Source organism: Cellulosilyticum lentocellum DSM 5427, assembly GCF_000178835.2.
GTDB lineage: Bacteria > Bacillota > Clostridia > Lachnospirales > Cellulosilyticaceae > Cellulosilyticum > Cellulosilyticum lentocellum.
On sequence record NC_015275.1, the window covers coordinates 3,031,217 to 3,052,179 of the forward strand.

Annotated in this window: 29 protein-coding genes and 1 other RNA gene; 6 read left to right on the plus strand and 24 right to left on the minus strand. The window is 33.3% G+C overall.

Going from position 1 to position 20,963, the window contains the following annotated elements; genetic code table 11:
* Positions 1 to 113 precede the first annotated feature (113 nt).
* From CLOLE_RS13960 to CLOLE_RS23830, 3 genes are all read right to left on the minus strand, one after another.
* Positions 114 to 401, minus strand: a complete 288-nt coding sequence (locus CLOLE_RS13960) for a hypothetical protein (RefSeq protein ID WP_013657771.1) — start codon at positions 399 to 401, stop codon at positions 114 to 116.
* A 178-nt stretch (positions 402 to 579) separates the two neighbouring features.
* Complete coding sequence (locus CLOLE_RS13965; protein ID WP_013657773.1) at positions 580 to 801, minus strand: helix-turn-helix domain-containing protein; 222 nt, start codon at positions 799 to 801, stop codon at positions 580 to 582.
* Positions 798 to 932: a hypothetical protein gene (locus CLOLE_RS23830; RefSeq protein ID WP_013657774.1), complete on the minus strand. Its 135-nt coding sequence runs from the start codon at positions 930 to 932 to the stop codon at positions 798 to 800. The genes CLOLE_RS13965 and CLOLE_RS23830 overlap by 4 nt, the downstream gene beginning before the upstream one ends.
* 91 nt (positions 933 to 1,023) lie before the next feature.
* Here CLOLE_RS23830 and CLOLE_RS13970 point away from each other — a divergent pair, with 91 nt between their 5' ends.
* Positions 1,024 to 1,233 (plus strand): hypothetical protein, encoded by a 210-nt coding sequence (locus CLOLE_RS13970; RefSeq protein WP_013657775.1) that lies wholly within the window; start codon positions 1,024 to 1,026, stop codon positions 1,231 to 1,233.
* Here the strand turns inward: CLOLE_RS13970 and CLOLE_RS23080 are convergent.
* From CLOLE_RS23080 to CLOLE_RS13985, 5 genes are all read right to left on the minus strand, one after another.
* The gene (locus CLOLE_RS23080; RefSeq protein WP_013657776.1) at positions 1,202 to 1,375 is read right to left on the minus strand and encodes a hypothetical protein; all 174 of its coding nucleotides are present in this window, start codon (positions 1,373 to 1,375) and stop codon (positions 1,202 to 1,204) included. The two genes, CLOLE_RS13970 and CLOLE_RS23080, sit on opposite strands and share 32 nt — an antisense overlap.
* A gap of 3 nt (positions 1,376 to 1,378) precedes the next feature.
* Entirely contained in the window at positions 1,379 to 2,212 is an 834-nt protein-coding gene (locus CLOLE_RS21960; RefSeq protein WP_013657777.1) for a phage antirepressor Ant, read from the minus strand.
* A 62-nt stretch (positions 2,213 to 2,274) separates the two neighbouring features.
* A complete protein-coding gene (locus CLOLE_RS23085; RefSeq protein ID WP_013657778.1) occupies positions 2,275 to 2,451 on the minus strand; it encodes a hypothetical protein in 177 nt (58 codons plus the stop codon).
* A gap of 59 nt (positions 2,452 to 2,510) precedes the next feature.
* Entirely contained in the window at positions 2,511 to 3,260 is a 750-nt protein-coding gene (locus CLOLE_RS23625; protein WP_013657779.1) for an ORF6C domain-containing protein, read from the minus strand.
* A gap of 22 nt (positions 3,261 to 3,282) precedes the next feature.
* Positions 3,283 to 3,492, minus strand: a complete 210-nt coding sequence (locus CLOLE_RS13985) for a DUF739 family protein (RefSeq protein WP_013657780.1) — start codon at positions 3,490 to 3,492, stop codon at positions 3,283 to 3,285.
* Between the two features lie 168 nt (positions 3,493 to 3,660).
* Here CLOLE_RS13985 and CLOLE_RS13990 point away from each other — a divergent pair, with 168 nt between their 5' ends.
* From CLOLE_RS13990 to CLOLE_RS14005, 4 genes are read left to right on the plus strand one after another with little or no spacing between them, the layout of a single operon-like run.
* A complete protein-coding gene (locus tag CLOLE_RS13990; protein WP_013657781.1) occupies positions 3,661 to 4,140 on the plus strand; it encodes a helix-turn-helix domain-containing protein in 480 nt (159 codons plus the stop codon).
* 11 nt (positions 4,141 to 4,151) lie between these two features.
* Positions 4,152 to 4,625, plus strand: a complete 474-nt coding sequence (locus tag CLOLE_RS13995; protein ID WP_013657782.1) for a hypothetical protein — start codon at positions 4,152 to 4,154, stop codon at positions 4,623 to 4,625.
* 23 nt (positions 4,626 to 4,648) lie between these two features.
* Positions 4,649 to 6,226: a recombinase family protein gene (locus tag CLOLE_RS14000; protein ID WP_408610332.1), complete on the plus strand. Its 1,578-nt coding sequence runs from the start codon at positions 4,649 to 4,651 to the stop codon at positions 6,224 to 6,226.
* Entirely contained in the window at positions 6,204 to 6,680 is a 477-nt protein-coding gene (locus CLOLE_RS14005) for a manganese catalase family protein (RefSeq protein WP_083801287.1), read from the plus strand. Before CLOLE_RS14000 ends, CLOLE_RS14005 begins: the two co-directional genes overlap by 23 nt.
* Positions 6,681 to 6,896: 216 nt before the next feature.
* On the opposite strand, the gene CLOLE_RS14010 is transcribed toward CLOLE_RS14005, so the two are convergent.
* From CLOLE_RS14010 to smpB, 16 genes are all read right to left on the minus strand, one after another.
* Entirely contained in the window at positions 6,897 to 7,457 is a 561-nt protein-coding gene (locus CLOLE_RS14010; RefSeq protein ID WP_013657785.1) for a GNAT family N-acetyltransferase, read from the minus strand.
* 85 nt (positions 7,458 to 7,542) lie between these two features.
* On the minus strand, positions 7,543 to 7,719 hold the full coding sequence (locus CLOLE_RS23090; RefSeq protein ID WP_013657786.1) for an LITAF-like zinc ribbon domain-containing protein: 177 nt from the start codon (positions 7,717 to 7,719) through the stop codon (positions 7,543 to 7,545).
* A 264-nt stretch (positions 7,720 to 7,983) separates the two neighbouring features.
* Positions 7,984 to 8,529 carry a GNAT family N-acetyltransferase gene (locus CLOLE_RS14015; RefSeq protein ID WP_013657787.1) on the minus strand — a complete coding sequence of 182 codons (546 nt, stop codon included), beginning with the start codon at positions 8,527 to 8,529 and terminating at the stop codon, positions 7,984 to 7,986.
* A gap of 286 nt (positions 8,530 to 8,815) precedes the next feature.
* Positions 8,816 to 9,307, minus strand: coding sequence for a pyridoxamine 5'-phosphate oxidase family protein (locus CLOLE_RS14020; RefSeq protein WP_013657788.1), 492 nt, complete (start codon positions 9,305 to 9,307; stop codon positions 8,816 to 8,818).
* Between the two features lie 553 nt (positions 9,308 to 9,860).
* Positions 9,861 to 10,505 carry a hypothetical protein gene (locus CLOLE_RS14025; RefSeq protein ID WP_013657789.1) on the minus strand — a complete coding sequence of 215 codons (645 nt, stop codon included), beginning with the start codon at positions 10,503 to 10,505 and terminating at the stop codon, positions 9,861 to 9,863.
* A gap of 85 nt (positions 10,506 to 10,590) precedes the next feature.
* Positions 10,591 to 10,872 (minus strand): hypothetical protein, encoded by a 282-nt coding sequence (locus CLOLE_RS14030; RefSeq protein WP_041713025.1) that lies wholly within the window; start codon positions 10,870 to 10,872, stop codon positions 10,591 to 10,593.
* Between the two features lie 226 nt (positions 10,873 to 11,098).
* Complete coding sequence (locus CLOLE_RS22515; protein WP_013657791.1) at positions 11,099 to 13,288, minus strand: pectinesterase family protein; 2,190 nt, start codon at positions 13,286 to 13,288, stop codon at positions 11,099 to 11,101.
* A 562-nt stretch (positions 13,289 to 13,850) separates the two neighbouring features.
* Positions 13,851 to 14,150, minus strand: a complete 300-nt coding sequence (locus tag CLOLE_RS23430) for a hypothetical protein (RefSeq protein WP_013657792.1) — start codon at positions 14,148 to 14,150, stop codon at positions 13,851 to 13,853.
* A 393-nt stretch (positions 14,151 to 14,543) separates the two neighbouring features.
* Positions 14,544 to 15,302 carry a P-loop NTPase family protein gene (locus CLOLE_RS21970; RefSeq protein WP_013657793.1) on the minus strand — a complete coding sequence of 253 codons (759 nt, stop codon included), beginning with the start codon at positions 15,300 to 15,302 and terminating at the stop codon, positions 14,544 to 14,546.
* A 180-nt stretch (positions 15,303 to 15,482) separates the two neighbouring features.
* Positions 15,483 to 15,662: a hypothetical protein gene (locus CLOLE_RS23265; RefSeq protein WP_013657794.1), complete on the minus strand. Its 180-nt coding sequence runs from the start codon at positions 15,660 to 15,662 to the stop codon at positions 15,483 to 15,485.
* A complete protein-coding gene (locus tag CLOLE_RS23095; protein ID WP_013657795.1) occupies positions 15,647 to 15,811 on the minus strand; it encodes a hypothetical protein in 165 nt (54 codons plus the stop codon). The genes CLOLE_RS23265 and CLOLE_RS23095 overlap by 16 nt, the downstream gene beginning before the upstream one ends.
* Positions 15,812 to 16,111: 300 nt before the next feature.
* Complete coding sequence (locus CLOLE_RS14055) at positions 16,112 to 17,107, minus strand: retron St85 family RNA-directed DNA polymerase (protein WP_013657796.1); 996 nt, start codon at positions 17,105 to 17,107, stop codon at positions 16,112 to 16,114.
* Positions 17,108 to 17,234: 127 nt separating this feature from the next.
* Entirely contained in the window at positions 17,235 to 17,558 is a 324-nt protein-coding gene (locus tag CLOLE_RS14060) for a hypothetical protein (RefSeq protein ID WP_013657797.1), read from the minus strand.
* A gap of 38 nt (positions 17,559 to 17,596) precedes the next feature.
* Entirely contained in the window at positions 17,597 to 18,574 is a 978-nt protein-coding gene (locus CLOLE_RS14065) for a phosphoribosyltransferase-like protein (RefSeq protein ID WP_013657798.1), read from the minus strand.
* Positions 18,575 to 18,805: 231 nt separating this feature from the next.
* Positions 18,806 to 19,154: a transfer-messenger RNA gene (gene ssrA / locus CLOLE_RS22525) on the minus strand.
* Between the two features lie 186 nt (positions 19,155 to 19,340).
* Entirely contained in the window at positions 19,341 to 19,811 is a 471-nt protein-coding gene (gene smpB, locus CLOLE_RS14070; protein ID WP_013657799.1) for an SsrA-binding protein SmpB, read from the minus strand.
* Positions 19,812 to 19,994: 183 nt separating this feature from the next.
* Between smpB and CLOLE_RS14075 the strand changes: the two genes are divergently transcribed.
* Complete coding sequence (locus CLOLE_RS14075; RefSeq protein WP_013657800.1) at positions 19,995 to 20,873, plus strand: DMT family transporter; 879 nt, start codon at positions 19,995 to 19,997, stop codon at positions 20,871 to 20,873.
* Positions 20,874 to 20,963 lie beyond the last annotated feature (90 nt).

The window sequence follows — 20,963 nt, forward strand, 5'->3', positions numbered from 1 at the left end:
TGCCTTTTTACAACCTTAGTATCTTCATCAAACTCATTTATGTACTGCCTCTTATCTTCACACATATTTTCACATTGACGCGGGTAAGCAAAACAATAGGCACATGGATCCATTTACCTCACCTCTAACACTTTGATTAATTCATTAAATGTTTCCCTCATAAATCTGCTTACTGTTACATTCTTTTGCTTTTTACCTCTATAATGTATAGCTTCTGCTATTTCTAATTTCCTTAATGTATTAATAACCGTTTGATTACAAGTGAACGTATCTTTTGCTCCTTGTTCTATTGCAAATCTAAACTCATACTTGTGGCTTTTCATCATGTTGTCTAATACCCATTTAGCAACATTTGTTTCTCTGTAAGTAAGATTATCTGTAAGGCTAGTAATATATTTCATTGCATTTATCACTCTCCTATGCTATATTTCTCTTATAAATTATTTGTTTAGGGCCTTTTTGTAGTTGCAGCTACTTTAAGGCTTTTTCTTTTTGCCTTCTCTCGTTTAGCTATCATAGGTTGTCCAACTTTCCAAGATGTGAATAACACTGTGGATAAAACTAATATGTATCCCCATGTCATTTGTCATCACCATCCTCGGATATAGCTTCATATGTGAGTGTTAGCTTGATGCCTAATGCCTTGTAGATATCAATTACAACACTTATTGGAGGCTCTACCATTCCATTCTCGTACTTTCTTATTGAACTCTCTGTCCTTCCAATCATTTCAGCTAGTTTTTTCTGCGTGATACCTCTAGCTTTTCTAAATGCATTAATGTTTACAATTAAACTATTCATAGCAGTACCGCCAGTGCGAAAATAAATACGAATGATGTAATACCTGCTAGTATGTCCCCTATTACTTCTATTCTAGGTTCTCCTCTACATAGCTCTTTAAACTCGTCTAGCATTAAAGCTTTTTTGATCATCTACTCAACTCCTTTTTTAATTATTAGAATTATGTTAAAATTTAGTATCAGCTTTGCAGAGCTGAAATACTAAATAAAGGTGGTATTATTTATGAAATGCCCTAATTGTGGTTTTGAAAAGCACATTGAACATGCAGAATTTTGTCAAGAATGTGGAACCTTTATGATTAACTTTTGTTCAAATCCAGTGTGCAATATGAACAATGGTGAAGAACTCCCATTATCAAATGACATGAAATTCTGTCCTGATTGTGGTCAACCTTCAACCTTTAAAGCAAATGGCTTTTTTGATAAGAAATAGGTTTACCACATTCCGTACAATACTTTGGATGTAATTTTTCTCTATAGGGAACTGTGTTCTCTTTACCACAACATTCACATTTCCCTACATACTGCTCTTGAACTTCCACTTCATGAGTAGTCTTTTTCTGTTTATCTTCCATGGTTCATTCCTCCATTTCTTTTCTTTCTAAAAATTTAACTATAAAGTAAGCTTGTCCTTTTGGTGTAACATAGGTAGTAAAGTTAGTATGGAAGTTTCCTTCTTTATCTGGACTAGTTCTCTCTACTAGCTCCAAAACCTTTAAATTGATAGCTTTTTGAGTAGCCTTAGTAGAATTTTTTTCAACGTAACCATTTTCTCTTAGCCACGCATACAAACTTCTTTCGCCTATTTTGATACCGTTTTGAGATATTAACCTAGCAAGCTCACGAACTAATATAGCGTTCTTAGAAGCTGTTATGGCATTTGCAAAGGCTATTTTCGGTTCTTGTTCTTCTAGCAACTTTCTATTTTTAGCATTTTCAAGCTCAATAACCTTTTTCTCCTCTTGTTCTTTAATCCATGCCTTAGCACGTTCCACCGGATCATCAATCATATATGAGTCTTTCTTAAGTGTTTTGTTTTCTTTCTCTAGCTTCTCTATGTACTGTACGGTCTTATATCTAACTACTGCTGATTCTTTATTTAACATCTGCAAGACACCGGCTTTGTTTAGTGAATAACATGGTCTTTCTTTACCTTGTGCATCATTATATGAGGCGAGTCCAAAATTGGATTGACCTATTCCGGCTTTTTCTAAAACTTCGATTTCAAGTTTTATATCTCTCATTAAGTGATTATGTTGTTTCTCTGTTGTATTTCCTTCTTCTGCTCTAAATGTGTTAATCATTTCTACTAACTTAACGCTAGTAATTCTTACATCGTTGCTATCTGAACCAACTAAAACAACTTCTGTCATGCCTCCTTGTGCTAATGCACTACTCATTTGATAATTCATCTTTAGTACCTCCTTTTTTACCTAATCAAATTGTTGTTTGTTTTGTCTTTTGTACTTTGGAATTAAATATTTATCCCTCTTTTTCTTGCGTTTATAACAATGTTCCAAGCTGCACGCATAATATCATCCTTTACTTGCTTCTTACCTTCTTCTGTTTTTAGAATGTAATCATCACAAATATATGTTTTCCCTCCACCTTCCGTGTAAGTTGCAACAACGTGACCATCAACTTTGTTCATAATCTGCCCCCTTAACACATACATAGTTAAATGTATTCGTGTCGTATTTTGTCCTATTCTTATTTCTTATCAAACAATGTTGTTTGTGAGTTCAATAAATTAATCTCTTGTATTAGCACTGTTGGTGCTTTGTATTCGTCAACAATCTGTTTAGCAACATCAAACTGGCTACGCTTGATTGCTTCGTACTTCTCAACACCAAATTCTCTTCTTAACTGTTTTTGAATATCTGAATAAACCTTTCCTCTAAGAGAATTGTCATTGTAAGCATTTGACTTGTATCCACCCAAAACCTTTGTTCCTGTTTTCTTTACTAATGATTGAATTTCCTTACATTCAACATTGAATAGTGGCATATTGTCTTTTAGGTCTGCTACTTCTGCCTTGACTTCTTGAATTTCTTGACTATGTTCCTCTAATGCTCGATAATGCATTCTAAGTTCTTCCATTGCTGAGGTTGGCTTTTGCCCAGTTGAATATGTACCTGTCTTTCTGATGGATGTTAAGACTACATCCGTAACCCAATCTTGAAAACGTTCTGCTTCTTCTTTGTGTGATTTAAATATTAGTTTGTAAACTCCGCTTTCTGTTAAGAAGTTCTCTCCTGCGTTGTTTAATTTTCGGATGTCGGTTTTGCCGATATCTGAATTTTTGAGTTTAATTACTTGGTTTTCATTCATTCTGCTAATATTATCATTAACATTTTTAATTCCTAAACACTCGGCTACGTGCTTTGGATTAAATAAAACCTTGCCTTGAAATTCAAACACTTCTACTTGCTTACCTTCAAAAATCATTAGTTCTTGCATTTTTCAACCTCCTTGTGTGATTTTAAATCACTTCTTGATTAAAAAAAATTTCATCCTTGTTTTTTAAGTCTAATATTTCGGCTAACTTTGCAATCTCACTAGCTTTAAACTCTGTTATGTTATTAATTTTTTTGTATAACCCCATTTCTGATAAACCAAGCATTTCTGCTAATTTTCGCTTTGTTATGCCAGCTCTTTTAATTGCAATCTCTAGTTCTAATGTATTCGTCATAGTTCTCACCCCTTTCTTAAAATTCGTGATTTTTAATCACACCAAAATAGTACAATATTCGTGATTATAAGTCAACAGTTTTTTTATAAAAAATATATTTTTGTTGATTTTAATTACACATAATGTTATTATAGTATAAACAAAAGTTTATATATGGAGGTAAAACAAATGAGCCTTTATACACGAATAAAGGAAAGAAGAGAAGCTTTGGGCTTATCTCAAGATGAATTAGCATTGAAATTAAATTATAAGTCACGTTCAACTATTGCAAAAATAGAATCAGGTGCAAATGACATACCGCAATCAAAAATAAAGGCATTTGCAGAAGCATTGAATACTACTACATCTTATTTAATGGGATGGGATAGTGAAGAAGAACAACTTCCAACTATTACAGAAAAAGAAAAGGAACTGCTTACTAACTACAATAAATTAAATGATTTAGGGAAGGATGAAGCTGTCAAGCGTGTATCTGAATTAACTGAACTACCTAAATACTGCAACGTAGTTGAATTACCTAATAAGAAAGATGTTAAAGAAGATAAAAGTTATTTAGAGCCTTTCGCTGCTCATAATGATTATGCTGATAATGAAGAAGAACTTGCACTCATAAGAGAAGATGAAAAGCTATTTGATACATTTGACTAGGGGGATTACTATTGTACGCATACGAAGAAATGTTAGATATTGCATACAATGAGGGTTTTTCTGTAAAGGAAATGAAGTTAAAATCTCATTCTAAAGGATTGTGTAAGGGTAGAAAGATAATAATTAACAAAGCGATTCTAGATACTACTATTCAAAAGCGTTGTGTATTGGGTGAAGAGCGCTGGCATGGTAAAAAAACTGTGGGCGATATTTCAAACCAAACTAAGGTTGAAAACGTTAAGCAAGAACGATTTGCTCGTGGATGTGGTTATTGTGAATTAATGCACCCAGATAAAATTGTAAAGGCATTATTGAATTACTGCACAACTCTTCAAGATATGTGCGAATACTTATATGTAACAGAAAAATATTTTTACGAAGCTATTGCATATTATAAGCAAAAATACGGTCTATATTACAGATGCAAAGACTATACGCTATATTTTGAGCCTTTATCTGTGGTAGGTTCTTCTGCCACGGAATAGGCTTTTTAAAAAAATGTTAGGATGTGAGAATATTGCAATACTGCATATATTTAAGAAAATCTAGGGCTGACATAGAAGCCGAAGCTCATGGTGAAGGAGAAACTTTGGCAAGACATGAGCACGCTTTAATTGAGTTGGCACAACGTCAAAACTTAAATGTAACTCAAATATACAGAGAAATTGTTTCCGGTGAAACGATATCAACTAGACCAGTAATTCAGCATCTACTTAAAGAAGTTGAATGTGGAATATGGGATGGAGTTTTAGTTATGGAAGTGGAACGTCTTGCAAGAGGTGATACATCTGACCAAGGAACTATCTCAAAGACTTTTAAATACTCAGAAACAAAAATAATTACTCCTTCTAAGACTTATGATCCATTAAATGAGTTTGATGAAGAGTATTTTGAGTTTGGACTATTTATGAGTCGTAGGGAATACAAAACGATTAATCGTCGACTACAAGCTGGACGTTTAGCATCAATAAAAGAGGGGAAATATGTCGGGAATACTGCTCCTTTTGGGTACACTCGATACAAACTAGAGAATCAAAAGGGATACTCTTTAAAACCTAATTCAGACTCTGATACTGTTAAACTTATATTTGACTTGTTCACACATGGTAAGAAAAATGCAGATGGCACATTTACACGTTTAGGTGTATCTCTTATAGTTAGATACCTTAATGATCTGCATATAAAACCTCAAAAAAATAGTGATTGGACTCCTTCGTCAGTTCGAGGAATACTTGAAAATCCTGTATATATAGGGAAAATTGTATGGAACAGAAGGAAAACAGTAAAAAAGATGGTTGATGGAGAAAGGAAAATTAGTCGTCCACGCTCTAATCCTGATATTTATGACGGATTACATGAGCCAATTATAGACAATGAAACATGGGAATTGACTAAAAAGCTACTAGTGCAAAATAAAATGGCACCAGTTCCCTCAAAAAAAGTGATTGCTAATCCGTTATCTGGACTAATTAAGTGTGGAAAATGTGGGCGTACAATGATTCGCAGACCATACGGTGCTAAATATCCAGACACATTGATGTGTCCTAGTACTGCTTGCACAACTGTTAGTACTCAACTAAGTGTTGTCGAAAAAAGAGTACTGATTGCTTTAGAAAAATGGGTAAATGATTTTAAACTTGAATGGGAATCAAAAGTTAAAGGTGAAAATAATAACTTGCAGATAAAAGAAAAAAGAAAGGCTGTCACTAAATTAGAGTCTGAGTTGAACGCACTTAATACGCAAATGAATAGTCTATATACTTTTTTAGAGCGTGGGATATATACTACTGAAGTATTTTTGGAACGTTCAAGAGTTATAAACGAATCTATCAATAGTGTAAAAAATGCTTATGAATTATTAAAAAGTGAATTAGAACAAGATTTACAAGCAAATGAGCATACACATAACTTAATTCCAAATATAGAAAATGTTATAAGTCTTTATCGTGTTGCAGAGACACCCGCAGAGAAAAATGCTTTACTAAAGAGTATATTAAGCAAAGTCGTATATACAAAAGAAACTAGTGGTAGATGGCACTCAAGCCCTGAAGACTTTGAACTTCATGTATTCCCTAAGATTGATTAATTATAGTACGATTAACCTACAACATTACGGAACAGAAGAACTAGCTCATATGGAAATGATTAGCGCTATGGTTTATCAACTCACCAAAGATTTAACACCTGAAGAAGTGCAAGCATCTGGTTTTGCACCTTATTATATCGATCATACAACAGGTGTCTATCCTGTAGCTGCATCTGGTACGCCTTATAGCGTTATGACTTTTCAATCCAAAGGCGATGCCATTACGGATTTACATGAAGATTTAGCAGCAGAACAAAAAGCAAGAACAACTTATGATAACTTACTTCGTTTAATCAAAGATCCAGAAATCTGTGACCCACTTAGATTTTTACGTTCTAGAGAAATCACCCACTATCAACGTTTTGGCGAAGCGCTAAGACTTATGCAAGAAGAATTAGACAGCAAAAACTTTTATGCTTTTAATCCTGAATTTGATAAAAAGCCTTGTAAATAATCTGTTTGATATGTATTGAACTCGATTGTCTTACCTTTTTCTTTGGTTTTGAACATAGCTTAGTCCTTTCATGAGCTTATCTTTGGCAGTGAGTAGCTACTAGGTTTTAGAAAACCATGATTAAAAGGCATCAAGCAAAGCCCCTAAGCTACTTGATGCCTTTCTTTTCGTTCTTTATCAGATAGTCTTCTTATCTGTTAAATTGGGATCATCCTCCTATTTACATAGTACAAAGTAATTATTGTAGTTTGTACCATCATGCCCTACTAATTGCTCGCTTGATAAAACAAAATTCATTTTTAGCAATGCATTTTTCCTCTCGCCTGCTTCTGGTATCACTTTTGTTGCTACTTTATCACATGTGAACATTTCAAATGTTGGTAGAACAATGAGTGATAAGATACGCTCTATTTCACTTGCAGTCTCATAATCACTTCTAAGATCGAGACGCAACAAACCACATTCAGTAAAATAGTCCTCAGCGTTTCTATGAAATAATTCAATTGTCCCAATCGCTTCTGCTTTGCATTTGTCTATAATCGACCAACGTACAAAGCCTTTTTTTTGATATTCCCCTTGCCAGGCTGCAATAACGTTTTGCATTATTTCCAAGGACGTAAAGTAAAAATCACCGAAACAACCATCGCAATTAAATAAGGGAACTGCTTTTTTATCTGAATATACCTTTAATAAATCCTGCGCATCATTTGCTGAAAGGAATCGCAATAAATAGCGTTCATTTTCAAATTGAGGGCATACTTCATAAACATCTTTCATTTCCTTTTCTCCTCCACAAATTCAAGATTATCCACTAATCAACTCTCTATTTATATCATCAAAACTTTGTCCCCTTTGCTCATTTTTATACCTTAAATTTGTTGCCACAATTCTTGCATACCCAGTACTGCTCATTAGTCGTTTTACCCGTACCACAAAGTCCTAGAAATCCACATAAGCATAATTTCCAAAGCTTAGTTCCTTTAGAGTGTACCTCATTAATTACAGTTAAATCTTCACTTGTACATCTCGGACAATTCATATTATTTCCCGTATATGCAACATTTTTCTTAATTTTATATTATATTTATAATATTTTCAACCACTTATTAACTAAACACCATTTTACTAAAAAATTTATCCGCTACTGCTTTAAATTATTACTACCTCTACGCATTAAAAACCACACTCCTTATGCTAGAGTGTAGCTCTATAATCTAACTTTTAAACGAACTATCTTTTTAATTGGTAGTTTAATAGCTATTTATTACTATAAACTGGGATTTGTCTGTTCAATATATTTTCATTACAATTCTAATCTCATATAAATAACTTCCTGAAATCCTGTCTTACGAGAATTAAAGCCCCTAGGATTTCTGCCATATTCAGTAAATCCTGCTCTTTCATACATTGATATGGCTCTTACATTTTCAGTAACTACATTAAGCTCAAGTTGCATATATCCAGCATCCCTTGCACATTCAATACATGCATCCATTAACGCTCGTCCAATCCCGATTCCCCAAAACTCTTTGGCAACACTAATACCAAATTCAGCACGATGTCGCACCTTATATTTAGTGCCTACCGCTTCAATTCCAGCAGTCCCGACAACTACATTGTCAACCATGGCAATTATCTCAATCTCATTTTCACTCTCAGATTTTTCTTTCAAAAATCGGCTTTCCTGTGTCACATCAAAACTATTTTCATCTGGATATGAAAGCAAATAATCGGTTTGCATATGCGTCAAATTAAAATTCTCGAATACAGCCTGTCCATCACTTTCAATTCCATTTCTTAAACAGCATTCCTTGCCGTTCTTTAATATTATTGTTTTATTATATTTCATAATAAAACACCTCCTTAAAAATTCCAGTTTTTCATTCTTTGTTTGAAGCTATATCTCTTCACCTCGCAAATTCAATTTTATAATTCTATAAAATATATATTTTCTCTATTATACAAAAACAGAACCAAGATTGCACCTGGTCCTGCTAAAACTGTTCTTCTACTTATTACTCTAAATAACTATTTTATCGAGTAGGTACTTCACTACTAACTTGGTGTTTTGTTCATTAGGTACGATGCTATAAAAGTTGTAAACTTTAAAATGACATTTAAAGTGATATAATGGCTTAAAAAATTCCTCCACTCTCCATATCTACCTTGTTAACAAAATCCATATGATATAATTTTTCCCAATGGTTTACGTTTAATGTTCCCTTTGCTAGACGGATTGCTAAAATACAACAATTTTCATCATCCTCATTGTTTGCCATATCATACCATGCAGCGAAAGCTGTACGAAGTTTGCTTCTAATCTCAGCATTTTTTGGGTCAAGCACCCAACCAAGGTTTTTAGCTACTCCAGTAGCAGTAAACATTTCTAAGCAACCGGCAATTGATACTTGAGGGTTTTGTTCGATTTGCAGCATTTTGTTTGATTTTGCATATGTAACAACATAAAAAGTACAATTTTCGTAATACGCATCCACAATACGGACAACTGGTATAGGATTTTCGTCGGTTCCTAACTCTCGTGCCACAGTTGCAAGAGAAATATTATTGTCTTTGCCATTTCCAAACGTCTCTTCAATTAGCTGTAATCCTTCTTCATACTTATTCATTTTTAGTCTCCTCCTAATTATATAAATAATCTCCACTAAACAAATATCTATTCTTATAGCTAAGCTACTTATAGTAGTATATCACTTTACACTTGTTACATTTTGTAGTTTTGTGCCATTAAAATAAGATCAAGTATTTATACCTGATCTTATCTAAAACTGGATAGGTTACACTTAATTGGACAGTTTTCTTAAGGTCATGTAGAATAAAGACTATATACTATCGGAGGAGATCATCATGACCACCCAAAGCCAAAAGAAACCACGTCGTACTTATACAGAAATATCAAAAAATTTATATTGCTCATAAATGCCAGGGCTCTTTGTTATTAACATATCTAATACCCACCCTTCTTATAAGTAAGAATCTCCACCAAATAAATAACTATTTTATAGAATTATAAATTAGAATGAAGTGAGCTTCTTACTTACTCAATTTCATCTCTTCTTATCATCATACTTTATACCAGTAAAATGTATAATGTCTAAAAACTTCAAACTCTAATTTTTTTATTTTCTAAATCATATATTGAATTTGATAAACTGAAATTTGTTACTTTGTTATAGCTTCAACCTTAACCGAAAATTCTTCAAAAAAATCTTTTATCTCCTGTTCTGTATCCACATTAAAACCTTCATACAAAATAAAATTACCGGTCGCTGAAACTGCCCCATCTTCTCCTACAGCAAACGAAATTGCTACTGGCACAGCACTTTCATATGTGTAAAGATAAATTACATCTTCGGTCAATTCATCACTTACAAAAGTTTTTCCACCCGTACAAATGTTTGCAGCTGCCAGTGTCGTTGCTCCTCCCATCGCATTGATCTGGTTAATAATTGCGCCATTCATTCTCGATTGCACATAGTCTTTCAATGTATCAGACAAACCCTCTGGTGCTTCACTACCTGTTATCTCCGCCAATCCTAAAAGAGTTTCTTCTGAAGTTGCAACCCTGTAAATAGCTTTTGGCTCAGAAAAATCTCCTTCTCCTGCAGTTCTCATTATATCCTGTATTTCGCTACTCACAGAATATATTTTCAAGTATGTATCACTGCTTGCCATTTCCTCCATTAAGGAAATCACCTCAAGTCCCTGCTCATACAATGTTTTATTGGAACTGTTTCCTCCTCCACAACCAGACACCCCCAATGCCAGTACTATAGATATTACTACCGCAACAATTCTTTTTTTCATAAGGCACCTCTATCTTCCAATTTATATTTCTGATATATAAATAAATATAATTCTAAATAAACATTATACTTTTTTTATTATATAGTCAAATAAGATCACATAATGTTTCTATATCTCTCTCAAGATAAAACTTCATAGTCCAACCAACAAATTCATCCATATCAACTTGTATTAATCTCCTACATTCATTACCTATTGTTGAATATGCCAAACCATAACGCTCTGGGCATTCTTTAATAGAATAAATAATTGTATCATGTACGTTATATGTATCGAAGCAACCATGACTCATTCTATGATTAAGGTATGAGCATTCCCACACTATAAGGAAATTAAGGACTTCGACTTCTTTCAGATTCCACCTCACGATGGACATCCTTGCTCTTGGCAATGTGCTTGGCGCACACAAAAGAATGCCGCGAAACTAATTCATAGTTTTGCGACATTCTCCACTTTTGTGCTTCAGCACTTCATTATTCACTTTTAATAACAAATGCTCAGTCAATCTACACTTTTAAGTTTAAAATCCTACTTGCGCTAATAACATATTTTTACTAATTTAGCCTATGTCTGAACTGATTTAATCACCAATATTAATTGGCTAAACGGATGAGTTTAGCGAACATAGTTGCCATATCAGCTCTTGTGACTACATTTTTCGGAATGAAGTAACCTTCATTTTTTAAGATACCTGCCTGAATACAGATTTTAATGCCATCAAGGGCATAAGCTGAAATATTTGCTTGATCGATGAACTGAATATCGCTTTGCGTTTCATCTAGTTGTATATTAAGGTAAGTTATAGCTCTAGAAAGAAGGAGCATCATATCCTGTTTACTAATTTTATCATTTGGTGCAAAGGATGTGGCACTTACCCCTTTGATAAGACCAGCTTCATAACACGCTTGAATTCCATTAAAGTACCAAGCATTTGGTTTAACATCAGTAAAAGCACTTGTTGTACTAGAGGTTGTAAGGTTAAGGACACGGCTTAAAATAGTAGCAAATTGAGAACGTGTCATTTCCATAAGTGGCGCAAACTGGCCATTTCCAACCCCTTCTACATAACCATTATTGGCAAGGAACATAATATCATCATAATAAGCATCAGTAGAAGTCACATCAGTAAAGTAGATTTTTTCAATCACTGGAGGAGTTACTTCTGGCTCTTCAGGTTTCACTTCTTCTTTAATAGAGAAAGAAGGTTCCCATCCTTTAAGGACATTGGTAATGGTCCAATTAGCTACTTCTGTTTGTGTTAATTGAGGTCTTGAGGCATTGATCACAGCTCCCTCTCCGCTACTGTTGTATTCAAAGAAACGGCCATGAGAAGCTGGTGTACCAGACATGCTAGTCCAAGGTTCTGTTTTAATATGAGCACCCATTTCACAGTTAATGAAAGCAGCACTTGGCTTATCTACACTCATACCACTTGGTGTCCAAGGACGACCTAAGTAAACAGAGTTATTTGCTGTTCCTTCTTCAGCGGTGAGTTTGCAATTCATAAAAGCAAATCCATAAGCTTCATCAATACTTGTTCTTGGGGCTACAATATAACCATTATTCGATGAACTTCCTCGATTTAAGGAATGAATTTCACTGTCTTCAAAAACGGCCTGACTTCTACCAAAGATAAAGTCTACATCGCCTTCAATGTAACAATTGGTAAAGTATTGTGTACCACCATCTAAAAGGAGCGTATCTTGATTACCAAGGAAACGGCAGTTTCTAAACTGAACATTATTTCCAGTAACACTAAGTGCAACAGCTTGTTCACCATTTGCCCCAGTTTCCTGAAAACTGTTTTCAAAAGTAATTCCTTCTACACTGATGTTACTACCTTTAATAAAAGTACTTGCACTGTCGCCTGTACCATAAGGTGTGCCATCCTCTTTAAGTTTTGCATTATAATTATCATAAGTTAAAATCGTTTGCTCACTGCCCTCTCCAATAAGGGTAAGATTTTTAACTGATTTAGGAATCGTAACGACTTCCTTGTAGGTTCCAGCTTTAATATGGATGGTTGCAGGAAGAGTAGTAGCCGAAGGAATAGCATCAATTGCTTCTTGTACTGTTTTGAAATCACCTTGTCCATTAGCATTTACTGTAAACGTAATTTCAGTAGCATCCTCTGGAATCGTAACAGGTGCTTTACTTGCAGAAATGCTCAGGTTATCAATATAATGTCCACTTACTTTATCTGCTGGCGTAAGGGTTTGGAAATAACTGATTTCAGAAACAGTGTTTTTGAAAGGAATATCTTTACCTTTCAAAATGTCATTAATATAGATATTAAAAGTTTGAGTTTTTATATTAGCTTCGATTTTAATAGTCATCCACTCGCCTGACGTAATGTCAGCAACTTTAACATAAGTGCCATTCATCACATAGTTAAGAGAAGTACCATTGTCACGTGTTTCAAGACGAACAGCACGTAAACCTGTCCCATCCGTTAAATTAATATGTGTACCGCTTCCTAGGTTGTTTTGCATAAAATCAACAGATAGTGTCACTACCTCTGATTGAGCAGCAAATTGTTTATTCATTTTAAGCTGTCCTTCCCCATCATTGAGGTAAACACAGTAGTTTCTATCATTATTTAAATCAACTGTCGTAATAGCTACGCTATCTGAAACTTCATAACCACTTGGGGCAGCGCCTAAAATCATATTATCAAAAGATTCATTAACAATGAATTCAGAGGCAAAAGTTACAGAAACGCTACTGACAGCAATAAGACTTGCCAAAGCAAGGTGAACATAACGTCTTAATCTTTTATTCATAATATTCTCCAATCATAAGTTCTAACCATGCTAATCATTTGCACAGCAGAAAATATATTAACATAATGTACAAATAGGGGCAATACGAACAAAGGAATAGGAAAAATTAAAAGTTGTTCATCATTTAGCAAATAGTAAACCTCAAAAATTGGAGGTTTATCATAACAGTGACTGCTATCCATTAGGTTGTACCCGCGCTGGGTGCACGCACAAAAATAGCCAAGCGATCACTCACTTGGCCATCTTTGTGCTCCAGCACTTCATTATTCACTTTTATAACTAATGCTTCTTTCCCAAAAAGGCATGACTACAGCTCCTCAGTGAGCATACACTTTTAAGGATCATAGCACCAGTTATAAAAGTTTAAACGAAGAGTGAGGAGCTCCTAAAAGTCTTAGCCGGTGCACCCTTATGTATGAGGAAGCTAAGGCTTTAAGACTCTGGTTTAAAACTTTATTTTTTGTAAAAGCTTTTTTAGCAACTTATAAGCGGCGCCTCCCTTGCAGCACACAAGCAAACCTTTTCCTTAAAACCAGAGGTACCTATAACAATAGATTGAGACTTACAAGGGCCGGTCAGTGCGCCAAGTTGATGCTGTGGTGATTCTACCATAGGAAGTTGTTTGATTTAATCTTTTACACTTATATATGTCGTGAGAAAGGTTATTCCCTAATGGTATCCCAAAGCTTGTCTTCTTTTTTGTTTTAGCCGATCCCTTTAATGCCTCTTTCATATAATCAGACATACTTGACTGTACATTATAATCAACTAATTTTTTTAAGTTTAATTCTTCCAGTTGTTCTTTTACATAATCATCTACATCATCTTCTAATTTCCATTCCACTTTACCTATCTTAGCCATTCTCTGTCTCCTGTCTACCTTTAATAGTGCTTAAACCCCTATATATAATAATTATCAATATATAAAATTTTGTACTTTATTAATCTTCATATTTTTCAATATTATTTTCTCTTTTAATTAAAAGCTAGCTCTCTATCATGTACATATATAAATACCTTTGCTATTTCTCTTTTTTCTATTTTACACTATTTATCCCTTATCGACAAATATTGATTTTAATCCTATATAGCTTTCCTATATTTAAAAATAATGTCTCATTAATATATTTTAGATAACTAAAATAACCCCCGAATTCCAACTAAATTGTCAGAAATTCGGGGGTTATAACCATGGAGGTGAGTCGCATCTCCTGATTTTCTCAAATTGTAACGTTACTATATCATAAAATTAAACTTATTCATCAAATTTTAACGAATATCTTTGTTCTCTTTTAATAAATGCTTGGTCTCCACCTTCCAATATGTCACAAACTAACTTACGTATTTCTTTATTTTCAAGTGAGCCACAAGTATACATTATTCTTGGTTTATCTTTAGCTGGCACATCATCAAATCTAGCTACTATAACTTGTTCACTATCTGTATTCACTACTAAATTAGGATTATGTGTGGCTATAATAATTTGTCTTTTTTTCTTTATCTCTTTAAAATCATTAACCAAATCTTTAAATACTGACTTGTTATCCAAATTGTCTTCTGGTTGGTCAATCAATAACGGTTTATTCTCATTATCTAATAAAAGGAATATTTTCATTAAAACCAGTCCTTTTTGACCTGGTGATAATGCTCCAAGCGGTCTGTTCTTAAATTTAATAGCATAATTTACTTGGTAGTAATCATCTAATAACCAATTGTATATATCTGTAATGGTATAATTCTTTTTTACCACATTATCTTTTGTTTTAGTGCTACCAAATATGTCTGTCATAAACTCTTCACTATATATGTATTCCACACATCCTTTAATGCCCTTTATGTGTTCATCTTTTCTATCCTCTTGATTTTCTCCAATCACATTTATATCTTGTAATTTATCAATAAACCTATTTTTTAATTCTTCATGTATTTTTTCTTGTGCATTCCCAGAACCATGATTAATAATTCTTTCTTCTACTTCCCATAACTTTTCAACATTTACTTCAATATCTTGCAATCATATTTTTGAATATCGCGCCAATCATTCCATAATACAGCTTAGCGGCTTCATTATAGATACTAAAAATGCTATTCAAGAAAATATGGACATCACTCTATTTTAAATAACTATACATACTACTACTTTTTATTTTTAATTTTATCATTATTCTCAAAAAAAGTACATTGAATATTACTTCTAGATAGTCATTATATATACTTCTACAAAATTCTTTATTATTTTTTGATACCTTAGGATATTACTATGTAATTCTTTAGCCATAACCTCTATTAATTTAACTCTTGAATATTCGCTTTCAAAAAGCGAAAGTGCATCTATAGCATTAACATATTGATACCCCTCTATATACTCTGCCATTTTTTTCCTAAATGATTCCAATCCGGCATACTAACGCCTTTAGGTATGTCAGCATTTTTTGAAAATCTTGTTCCGACTAATGGAACTACCTTATTATTAGTAAAGCCCTCTTGTAAGGTCTTAGGTATATATTTTAGATACTTACTCATATTATCCCCCTATTAGAAAACCTTATAAATACATTGTCATGTGCTTATAAATTTTAGTTAATTTATATCTAGTTTTCCTATTTAAGTGATTTTTTCTTAAAAACTCCAAAATCCCCGTAACACTCATCATCTGAGTATTACGAGGATTTAGTAAATAAAGGTAATTTACTCTATGTACAGTTCACGAAATAATAATATTATAATTTACATATACTATTCATAATACAGCGCACTCATAGTCATATCATTTATTCTTATTAAAATATTCCATTTTTCAACTATCTACACTCCTAAAATACATTAATACCAATCTATAGAATCCAAATCTGCTAAAAATTTTTCTCCTACTATTTCTTCAACCATCTTAATAAAATATGCTTTACCATATAAATATTCTTTATAATTAATACTTTTTTCACTATGGCAATTTCTTAAATGATTAGTAACGCCAAATTTTTTGCAATAGTATATCTCTTGTCTCAATTTTCTTTTATATTTTTTACACACTTTAACCTTATCATCAACTATTAATCCTGTTACTAACTTACGTTTTTCACCACTCATTTGATGTGTTTTCATTATGTTAGGGCTAAATCTATACTTCCCCAGTGATTTATAAACTTCTTTTTTAAATGTACTCAAATCATAATTAGCTGAGAATGTCATATCATCTGCATATCTGGTATAAGTAATGTCTCTATTTCTTACTACGTTAATAATCTCTTGATCTACTTCATCAAACGCTAAATTAGCTAAATAAGGACTAGTAGGAGCTCCCTGAGGTAAGCCACCTCTATAGCAACAAACTCTTGCTAATAATTGTGCTACACTATTACAATAACCCATTCTTCTAAATATCTTTTCAACACTATATTTTGTAACAGATGGAAAAAAATCTTTTATATCAATATTTAATACATACTCTTTATTTAAATGTTTTCTTGCATTTGAAACTATTGATTTTCCTTTAATGAATCCATGGACATTATGAGATATACTTATCTTTTCTAAAATATTTTTCAATATCCATCTTTGTCTTTTCTTTAATTCTTCACTTGGTGCATTAATCTCTCTCGAACCTCCATTTTTCTTATCAATATAAAAAATATGATACTCATCAAGAGAAATATCATCTAAACGTAATATTTGCTTTAAATGTGTAGGATCAAATATTACCGGTAATTCCTTATCCAATAATCCTTCAGCATAATTACAACATTTAGATATATATACATCATCAGCACTTAGACTTTTTAGTGTTTCACATAAACGTATTGTATATTCATAATTATACATCTTTTCCCCCATACAAAAAGAGCAACTACTATTTATTTCATTTCTGTCGCACACCAATTTATAAGCTTATAAATTGGTGTGCGACAGAAACTTAGTACCCTTTTCCAAGGAGGCGAATCGCCTCAATCTAGTTGCTCTTTTCTATATTATCAAAATTATCAGGTACATACAAGTAATTCCACTCAAATTCTACCTTATCACTTATGCTTTCTATATCACTAAACCACTTTTCACATTCAAGTAAAGGATGATATACTTTATCTGTAAGATATATTCTTTTTTGTTTAACTTTTATAAATCTTCTATCATATAGTTCCTGAACTAAATTTACTATCATACCAGCTGGTAATCCTAATTCAATGCCCAATTTAACAAAATCAATTCTTCCATTTTCTTTTATAGATTTCAAAATTATTACCTCTGGAATTGTTAGATTACTATACATTCTCATTATTTATTAGCACCCCCGCATTATATGCGTTTAATCTATTAATCTCTTTTTTTCTTCTTCAAATCATTTATACAAAGACGACTAGGCTGTCTTTGTGTTTGACGTGGAAAAATAGGTAGTCCATACTCGGAATACTTCCAAAATGAACATAGTGTATTATTGGGTGTTTCATAGTAAAAAGATATTAACGCTTTACTTTCTCTAAATCCTAAAAAATATTCTTTTTCTTCAATTCTTGGGTTTTCATTTACTAATCTTTCATAACTAGCAATTAATTCTTTAGCAGCTACCATTTCTTCATCTGAAAAACAATATCCTGTTTCAAAACAACGATGCAACTTATTAAAAAATACAGATTTTATATCAAGATTTAATTCCTTCTTACACCACTTCCTAACCATATTAATTGATTTTTCTCTCGCATAAAGACATGACAACATAATTTTTTTACTTTTCCAGTCTATGTTATTAAATCTCTCATAGGTCATCTTAATATTAGTGTATGTAGTAAACCCAGTTCCTATAATATCATCAATAAATATTATATATTTATATTTATCAACTATACTTGCGTCAATCCTGGAAATTGATGCAATATATTGCTCCTTAGTCATATAATTCATATTAATTGCTTGCAAAATAGAACGAATATTATCTCCTCCAGATTTATACTTTGCCTCTACTGAGATAAATAATATTTCACTATAATTTCCACCTTGCTTAAGTACTTCTTCTTGTATTCTTTCAAATAAGATGCTTAATAAATATTGCATCTCTTGTTGAGTAACATATGTATATTTACTAAATAACTTCAATAATTTATCTGCCATTTCTTCATCTAACCGGCTTATCCAGTTATGCAAGTTATCTTCCAATATATCTTTCCCAATATATATATCAATCTCTTTGCATTGTTCCCTTGCTAGCCTATGATCTGCTAAATATCTTTCCTTATCAATGTGGTTTCTAGTATAAAAATCATCTAAAGCACTTTTTACTCTCTTTTCAATATCCATTGTATACCCCGTATTTTAGATAATCTATGTTTCCTTAATATACTTAATTATAAATTTAACAATTACCATTGAAAATAACTAGCTAGTCTAAATTAAAAACCCTTTAATATACAAATTACTTTTTATCCAAGAATTAGTTATTTTTATCTAGTATTAACTTTTTCTGTAAATTTCCGTAAAAACTCCAAAATCCCCGTAACACTCATCATTCGAGTATTACGAGGATTTAGTTAATGGAGGTGAGGGGAATCGAACCCCTGTCCGAAAGCCCATATAGCGTGGTCTCTACCATCATATTCTTTGTTTTGACATTCCCTCCATCTAGCGCCCAAAGACAGGCTCTAGATTTTAGTAGCTTCATAGTGTTCACGTTGGCTCAAAGCTTTGCCAGGTGAAGGATCCGCGAGTCGAAGCCCTGATCTAGGCTGCGGAAGACCTAGGAGGACTGCGCCTTAATTAGGCAGCGATTGCTAAATTATCTTCAGCGTTTACTTTAAGTGCCAGCTTTTAACGTAGACTCCGGCGTTCTACGGATGGCTGCCCCAGTAGATGTGACCCCCGTCGAAACCAGTGCACCCCCTTATTATAACAAGAACAGTGTCTTGCTGAAGTAAGTGCCTTTTACGCTGTAAAGACATTCTCCTACTTCTTAATAAGGTGACTTTGGTTTATAACGGCTAGATCGACTACACTAGCAGTTAGAATGTTATTATACTATAGCTTGCGATTACTTACTAGAAGTAAATTCTGCTAAAGCTACCAAAATTTAAAGGTTTTTAATTTTAAATTCTCTTTCGCTAGCACGCTGTGTGTCCTTTTTCACGATATCTTGGCGTTTATCATGAAGTTTTTTACCTCGTGCAAGCCCCATTTCCACTTTCACAAGGCTGCCCTTGATGTACACACGAAGTGGTACAATCGTCATGCCTTTTTGAGTGGTTTCACCAATGAGTTTATTAATTTCTCTTTTATGAAGTAAAAGCTTACGGGTACGCAGTGGGTCTTTATTGAAAATGTTCCCGTGATCGTAAGGGTTAACATGCATATTGAAAATAAATGCTTCCCCATTTTTGATCTTAATAAAGCTTTCTTTAACAGAGCATCCTCCTTGACGAATGGATTTTACTTCTGTTCCAGCAAGTGCAATACCTGCTTCATAGACTTCATCTATAAAATAGTCATGGTATGCTTTCTTATTGTTCGCTATGACTTTAAAGCTAGTTCTATCCTTAGCCATGGTGTGCTCCTTTCTTCATCTCGTGTGCTTATACATTATAACATAATTTGTAAAAAATGCAAGGCTACTTATTAATTGCAGCCTTCAAGGACTTGCAACACGCTCCTTAAAGGGCTATCCTTATATAGAGGTGGCATTATTCAATCACCATCATAGATTATAGACAGATTCGAGGAACTTATTATGAACGAAAAATACAAAGGCATACTTTATATTCTACTAGCTGCCTTTTGCTTTGCACTAATGAATACCTTTGTAAGACTCTCCGGAGATTTACCTTCTATTCAAAAAAGCTTTTTTAGAAACTTTGTGGCCCTCCTAGCAGCTGCCTTTATTTTAAAGCGAAGCAAAATCGGCTTTTCTTTTAAAAAAGAAAATTTCACGCTTCTTTTATTACGTGCTACTTGTGGCACTGTAGGCATCTTATGTAATTTCTATGCGGTGGATCATCTTCTTCTTTCTGATGCTTCTATGCTCAATAAGATGTCACCTTTCTTTGTGATTATCTTTAGCTATCTCTTCCTTAAGGAAAAGGTAAACTGGGTGCAATCCCTAGCTGTCATTGGTGCTTTTATAGGAAGTTTATTTATCATTAAACCATCCTTTAGTAATCTAGACTTAGTACCCTCTTTGATTGGCTTATTAGGAGGCATTGGTGCTGGAGCTGCTTATACAGCTGTTAGATCATTAGGACAAAGAGGAGAAAAAGGGCCCTTTATCGTCTTTTTCTTCTCCAGTTTTTCTTGCTTGGTGACTTTACCATTCCTAATCTTTCAATATCATGAAATGTCTTTACTTCAAATTGGGTATTTACTCTTTGCAGGCCTTGCTGCTACTGGTGGTCAATTTGCTATTACAGCGGCTTATTGCTACGCTCCTGCTAAAGAAATCTCAGTATACGATTACTCACAAGTCATCTTCGCTGCTATCCTAGGCTTCATCCTCTTTGGACAAATACCGGATCTATATAGTGGCCTTGGTTATATCATCATCTGTGGTATGGCTGTCTTTATGTTCTTATATAATATGGGCTATTTAACCAGAAAAAATCCACAAGCTTAATTAACTTAATCAAAAGCACCGTGTCAAAATAGAATGATTCAACGCTCTATTTTGACACGGTGCTTTTTGTAATACACTATTTAGCTTATT